Raw genomic sequence first — 5,557 nt, 5'->3', positions numbered from 1 at the left:
GCTCCGTTCGGGACGCTCATCGTCGGCAACGGAGCGTTCGCGACATCGCGAATAGTCGGCGTACGCGGACGTTCGGTTCGGCACGCGAGTGTTGAACTCGGGCGCGCGAATGCGGGACTCGCGAAGTTAGCCCGGCGGGGTGAAGACGCGGTCGAGGTGGTAGTCCACTGTGGACACCGCTTCGGCCGCGGTCCGATGGCCGAGGAGGATGTTGGAGCCCTGCGAGTCCGCCAGTGCCCACAGGATCGCGGCTTCCTGGTCGGGATCGATCGACGGTGCGACGTCGCCCGCGGCCTGGCCCTGGCGGATCATGTCGGCGAAGAAGCGGAACACGTCGGGCACTCCCTCGCTGAACACCGCGGCCATCGCGGGGTCGGCCAGCGCGCGCACGAAGTAGGCGATCCCGATCAGGTAGTCGCCCTCGGTCCGCTCGTCGTGCGGGAGCATTTCGAGCAGGCAGGTCCGCAGGATGGTCCGCGGGCTCGGGTCGCCGGTGGCGGTGACCTTCTCGGCGATGCGGGCCTCGCGCAGCTTCGCCCGGTGTTCGAGGGCGTACAACAGCATCTCGTCCTTGTTCTTGAAGTAGTGCTGCACCAGGCCCATCGACATCCCGGCCTCGGCCGCGACCTGACGCAGGCTCACGCCCTCGAGCCCGCGCCGGGTGGTCAGCCGCTGCAAGGCTTCGGCGATCTGCGACCGCCGCTCGTCGTGGTCCACCTGTTTCGGCACGGTGTGTCCTGCCCTCTTGAAAGTTACCGTCCGGCTTCACCATGCGACCGCATTGCGAAGCTTTCCCGCTGTCCGTTACGATGCGATCGCATTGTAACCAGCTCTTCGGGGGGAATGGTGAACACAAACTCTGCTCTTGAAAAGCGGGTCGCGCTGCGGCCACCGCGGCACGCCTTGGACTGGCGGGCCATCGCCTGGTGGCGTGCCCAGAGCGCGCTGGTCTTCGGGATCCCGGTGGTGGCGCTGGTGGTACTGGGCCTTCTGCTCCCGGACGCCAGGGTGCCGCTGCTGGTCCCCGGTGTCGTGCTGGCGGTGCTCGGGGCGGCCTGGGTGATCGCGCTGCCGCTGTGGTGGTACCGGGTGCACCGGTGGGAGAACACCGAAACGGCCGTCTACACCCGGTCCGGGTTCGTCTGGCAGGAGTGGCGGGTCGCGCCGCTGTCCCGCATCCAGACCGTCGACACGCTGCGCGGGCCGCTGGAGCAGCTGTTCGGTCTCGCCACGCTCACCGTCACCACTGCCTCGGCACGCGGCGCGATCAAGATCCGCGGTCTCGACGCCGAGGTCGCCGCGCGGGTGGCCGAGCAGCTCACCGAGCTCACCCAGGCGACGCCGGGTGATGCCACGTGACCGCGCGGTTCGACAGCCAGGAGTTCGCCGATTGGCACCGTCTCGACCGGCGCACGCTCGGCGTCAGCGCCCTGACCATGGCGGGAGTCGCCCTCGGCGCGGCGATCCCGACCATCATCGGTGTCATCGGCGGCGGCACGCGGTGGTGGCTGGCGCTGCTGTTCGTGGTGCCCGCGGCGATCGTGTTCGTCGGCGCGATCGTCTTCGGCGACTACCTGCGCTGGCGCGGGACCCGTTACCGGTGTACGCCCGAACGCCTCGAAGTGGTGTTCAGCCTGGTGATCCACTCGCGGAAATCCCTGCCGCGCGAACGGATCCGCAGTGTCGATCTCACCGCGAACCCGCTGCACCGGCTGCTCGGCGTCGCGGTGCTCACCATCGGCACCGGGCAGCACGAGAAGTCCGGCCACGGCCGGATCAAGCTCGACCCGCTCGCCCGCGCCGACGCCGAAAGCCTGCGCACGGAACTGTTGCACCGCACGGAAAGCAAACCGGCAGCGGTGGCCGACGACAACGTCCTCGCACAGCTCGACTGGCAGTGGCTGCGGTACGCGCCGATGTCGTTCCTCGCGCCCACGCTGGGGCTCGCCGCGTTCGGCGCGCTGTTCAAGGTCGCCGACTGGTTCGGCGCGCAGAAGGGCTTCATCGCGTGGGTTTTCGAGCGGTTCCGCGAATTCCCGCTGGTGGTCACGATCCTGGTCCTGCTCGCGGCCGCGCTGGTGGTCGGCGTCGTGGGCGCGCTCGCGCTGTTCGTCGAGATGTGGTGGAACTACCGGCTGGAGCGTGAACCGGGCGGCACGCTGCGAGTGCGACGCGGATTGCTGACCACGCGGTCGATCACCGTCGAGGAGCGGCGGCTGCGCGGGATCGACCTGGTCGAGCCGCTCGGCAACCGGCTCGTCGGGGCCGCGCGGGTGGACGCCGTCGCGACGGGCATGCGGCAGAAGAACGACGACGACAAGACCGACTACCACACACTGCTGCCCGCGGCGCCGCGCGCGGAGGCCCACCGCGTCGCCGCGCTGGTGCTGCGGGAACCGGTGTCGCCGACCGAAACCGTGCGACTGCGGTCGCATCCGGTGGCGGCCAGGGGACGGCGGCTGCGGTGGGCGCTGATCGGGGCCGCGCTGCCGGTACTCGTGCTCGTGGTGCTCGGCCTGCTGCTCACCGACGTCCTGCTGATCATCGGCGTGGCGCTGGCCGTGGTCGCGTTCCCGGTGGCGGTGCTGCTCGCGTTCGAGGCCTATCGCAACCTGGGGCACGGGATCACCGGCCGCTATCTGGTCGCGCGCAGCGGTGCCGTCCGGCGCAGCACCGTCGCACTGGAACGGGACGGGGTGATCGGCCTCGTCGTGAAGCAGTCCGTTTTCCAGCGGCGCAAGGGATTGGTGACGCTGACCGCGACGACGGCGGCGGGCTCCGGCGCGTACTCGGTCTTCGACGCCGCCACGGACGAAGCACTGGAGTTCGCGGACACCGCCACTCCCGGCATCCTGACGCCGTTCCTCGAACTGCCCGGGAAGACGCCCGAAGGTTCGGCCGCCGCCGAACGGTCCAGGTTCTAGGTTCGGGGCATGACCGACTTCACCGCGTTCCGCGACCTGCATGTTCCCGGCACCCCGCTGCTGCTGCCGAACACCTGGGACTTCGGCTTCGGCGCTCTCCTTGCCCAGCAAGGGTTCCCGGCCATCGCCACGACGAGTCTCGGGGTGGCGGCTGCGGCGGGGGAGCCGGACAGCGTGCCCTCGGGCCGTGCGGCCACGGTCGTCCTCGCACGGACCCTCGCGAGGCTGGACGTCCTGCTCACGGTCGACATCGGGGAGGGGTTCAGCGCCGATCCCGGGGAGGTGGCCGACCTCGTCGAGGAACTCGCCGGAATCGGCGTCGCGGGCGTGAACCTCGAAGACTGGCGGGTGACGGACGGGCGGCTGGCCGACATCGACGCTCAGTGCGCGCTGATCCGTGCGGTCAAGGACCGCGTGCCGGACCTGTTCCTCAACGCGCGCACCGACACCCACCTCGGCGGCGACCACTCGGCGGACACCGCGGCGGAGCGCGTACGGGCCTACGCGGGTGCGGGCGCGGACGGCGTGTTCGTCCCCGGGCTCGTCGCGCCCGAGGACGTCGAGCGGGTGGTTTCCGCGGCCGGGGTCCCGGTGAACCTGCTGTTCATCCCGGGGGCGGCCACGCTCGCCGGGCTGGCAGATCTGGGCGTCGCACGCGTGAGTGTCGGCTCGCTGCCGTACCGGGTGGCGTTGGTCTCGGCGCTCGAAACCGTGTGTGCGGTCCGGGACGGCGGCGAGCTTCCCGCGAAGCCGCTGACCTTCGACGAGATCGCCGCGCTGGTGGGATAAGGGGGTGAATCCGGGCGGGGTGGCTGTCTAGGGTCGGGGCCATGCACGCCTTCGGAGCCGAATTCGCCGCCCCGCCCGGATATCTCAACACACCCAGCATCGGTGTCCCGCCCGCCGCTGCCGCCGACGCCGTCGCCGAAAGCGTCGAGAAATGGCGTCGCGGTGAGGCCCGGCCGTACGACTTCGACGCGATCGTCGACAGCTCCCGCGCGGGTTTCGCGCGATTGGCCGGCGTCCCGGCGGACCGGGTCGCGATCGGCGCGTCGGTGTCCCAGCTGATCGCGAATGTCGCCGCCGGGCTGAAGGACGACGCGCGGGTGCTGGTCGCCGCGGGCGATTTCACCAGCGTCACCTTCCCGTTCGCCGCGCACGCCGACCGCGGGATCACCGTGACCGAGGTCCCGCCGGACCAGCTGGCGAGCCGGGTCGAGGGACACGACCTCGTCGCGGTGAGCGTCGTCCAGTCGGCCGACGGGAGCATCGCCGACCTCGCCGCCCTGCGTGCCGCCGCCGAGGCCACCGGCGCCGCCGTGCTGCTCGACGCCACCCAGGCCGCCGGCTGGCTCCCGCTCGACGTCGCGTGGGCCGACTGGGTGATCGCCGCCGGGTACAAGTGGCTGCTCTCGCCGCGTGGCTCGGCGTGGATGGCGGTGCACCCGCGGGCACACGAACGGACCCGCCCCGCCGCGGCGAACTGGTACGCGGGCGGCGACGACCGGTGGAACAGCATCTACGGCCTGCCGCTGCGCCTGGCCGGGGACGCGCGCGGGTTCGACCTCTCCCCGGTGTGGCTGGCCCATGTCGGCGCCGCCGTGGCACTGGACTACCTCGGCTCGCTCGACCTCGCCGAGGTCCGCGCGCACAACGTCGGCCTGGCGAACTCGCTGCTGGGCGCGCTCGGCCTGCCCGCGCGGGACACCGCGATCGTGTCGCTGGCCGCCGACGCCGGGCGGATGGCCGCGGCGGGAGTCGTGTCCGGCGTGCGGGACGGCAAGGTCCGGGTCGGCTTCCACCTCTACAACACCGCTGACGACGTCGAACGCGTACTTCGCGCCTTCGAGTGAACCCGGCAGGGGCGGTGAACTACCGTATGTGCCCGTGGTTGGTGCACCCTTTACCCCCGGACCTTCGGACACCGCCCCGCTGGGCGCAGTCGGCGCCCGTCCGGGGCCGTCGCCCGCTCCCGCGCGGGACAGGCGCGCGTTGCTGCTCAAGGGAGCCGGGCTGGTCGCGATCGCGATCGTGTCCGGGCTGATCTGGTTCCTGATCCGGCACAAGAGTGCCCCGGAGCAGGTCGCCCAGCCGCCCGCGAACACCGGCGAGTTCACCTTCGGCCTCGTCAACGGCCCGCTCAAGTCGGGTGACTGCGCGGCGAAGTCCTACGGCACGACGCAGAAGCTCTTCCAGCAGACGCCGTGTGTGTCGCTGTCCCGCGCGTTGTACACCACCGAAAGCGGCGGGGCGAAGGCGCTCGTGTCGGTCGTGCTGGTGACCATGCCGGACGCCGCCTCGGCTGCCCAGCTCAAGACGCTGACCGAGAACGACGGCACCGGGAACGTCACCGATCTGGTGAAGGACGGCACGTACAAGGCGCCGGGCGCGCCCCGGGTGAGCGCGGAGAAGGCGGCGTACGCGTCGAAGGCCGATGGCACCGACGTGACCATCGTGCTCACCGACTTCTTCGCGGGGCACAAGGACGCCCCGCTGCTCAAGCGCATCGCGAACGACGCCGTCCGCCTCTCCACCCAACTCCGCCAGTAGCGCCCGACCTCGCCGCCTCCCTGGGCCCGAGTGCCGTTAAGGCCACCTTGCGGGCGTCTGACGCCCGCATGGTGGCCTTAACC

6 protein-coding genes are annotated in these 5,557 nt (G+C 71.1%); 5 read left to right on the top strand and 1 reads right to left on the bottom strand.

Annotation, left to right across the window (positions count from 1 at the left end; genetic code table 11):
• Positions 1-126: 126 nt before the first annotated feature.
• The gene (locus tag ACFWY9_RS42615; RefSeq protein WP_378324170.1) at positions 127-729 is read right to left on the bottom strand and encodes a TetR/AcrR family transcriptional regulator; all 603 of its coding nucleotides are present in this window, start codon (positions 727-729) and stop codon (positions 127-129) included.
• 117 nt (positions 730-846) lie between these two features.
• Here ACFWY9_RS42615 and ACFWY9_RS42610 point away from each other — a divergent pair, with 117 nt between their 5' ends.
• The 5 genes from ACFWY9_RS42610 to ACFWY9_RS42590 all read left to right on the top strand — a co-directional run bounded on the left by ACFWY9_RS42610 (position 847) and on the right by ACFWY9_RS42590 (position 5,474).
• Complete coding sequence (locus ACFWY9_RS42610) at positions 847-1,359, top strand: PH domain-containing protein (RefSeq protein WP_378341562.1); 513 nt, start codon at positions 847-849, stop codon at positions 1,357-1,359.
• A gap of 77 nt (positions 1,360-1,436) precedes the next feature.
• Positions 1,437-2,924: a PH domain-containing protein gene (locus ACFWY9_RS42605; protein WP_378341574.1), complete on the top strand. Its 1,488-nt coding sequence runs from the start codon at positions 1,437-1,439 to the stop codon at positions 2,922-2,924.
• A gap of 9 nt (positions 2,925-2,933) precedes the next feature.
• On the top strand, positions 2,934-3,713 hold the full coding sequence (locus ACFWY9_RS42600; RefSeq protein WP_378341561.1) for an isocitrate lyase/phosphoenolpyruvate mutase family protein: 780 nt from the start codon (positions 2,934-2,936) through the stop codon (positions 3,711-3,713).
• A 41-nt stretch (positions 3,714-3,754) separates the two neighbouring features.
• Positions 3,755-4,777 (top strand): aminotransferase class V-fold PLP-dependent enzyme, encoded by a 1,023-nt coding sequence (locus ACFWY9_RS42595; RefSeq protein ID WP_378341560.1) that lies wholly within the window; start codon positions 3,755-3,757, stop codon positions 4,775-4,777.
• 34 nt (positions 4,778-4,811) lie between these two features.
• Positions 4,812-5,474 (top strand): hypothetical protein, encoded by a 663-nt coding sequence (locus ACFWY9_RS42590; RefSeq protein ID WP_378324175.1) that lies wholly within the window; start codon positions 4,812-4,814, stop codon positions 5,472-5,474.
• Positions 5,475-5,557 lie beyond the last annotated feature (83 nt).

Origin of the sequence: Amycolatopsis sp. NPDC059027 (assembly GCF_042739735.1) — a bacterium.
GTDB lineage: Bacteria > Actinomycetota > Actinomycetes > Mycobacteriales > Pseudonocardiaceae > Amycolatopsis.
The sequence above is the reverse complement of the archived record's forward strand: the minus strand, read 5'-3'. Positions and strand labels throughout refer to the sequence as shown.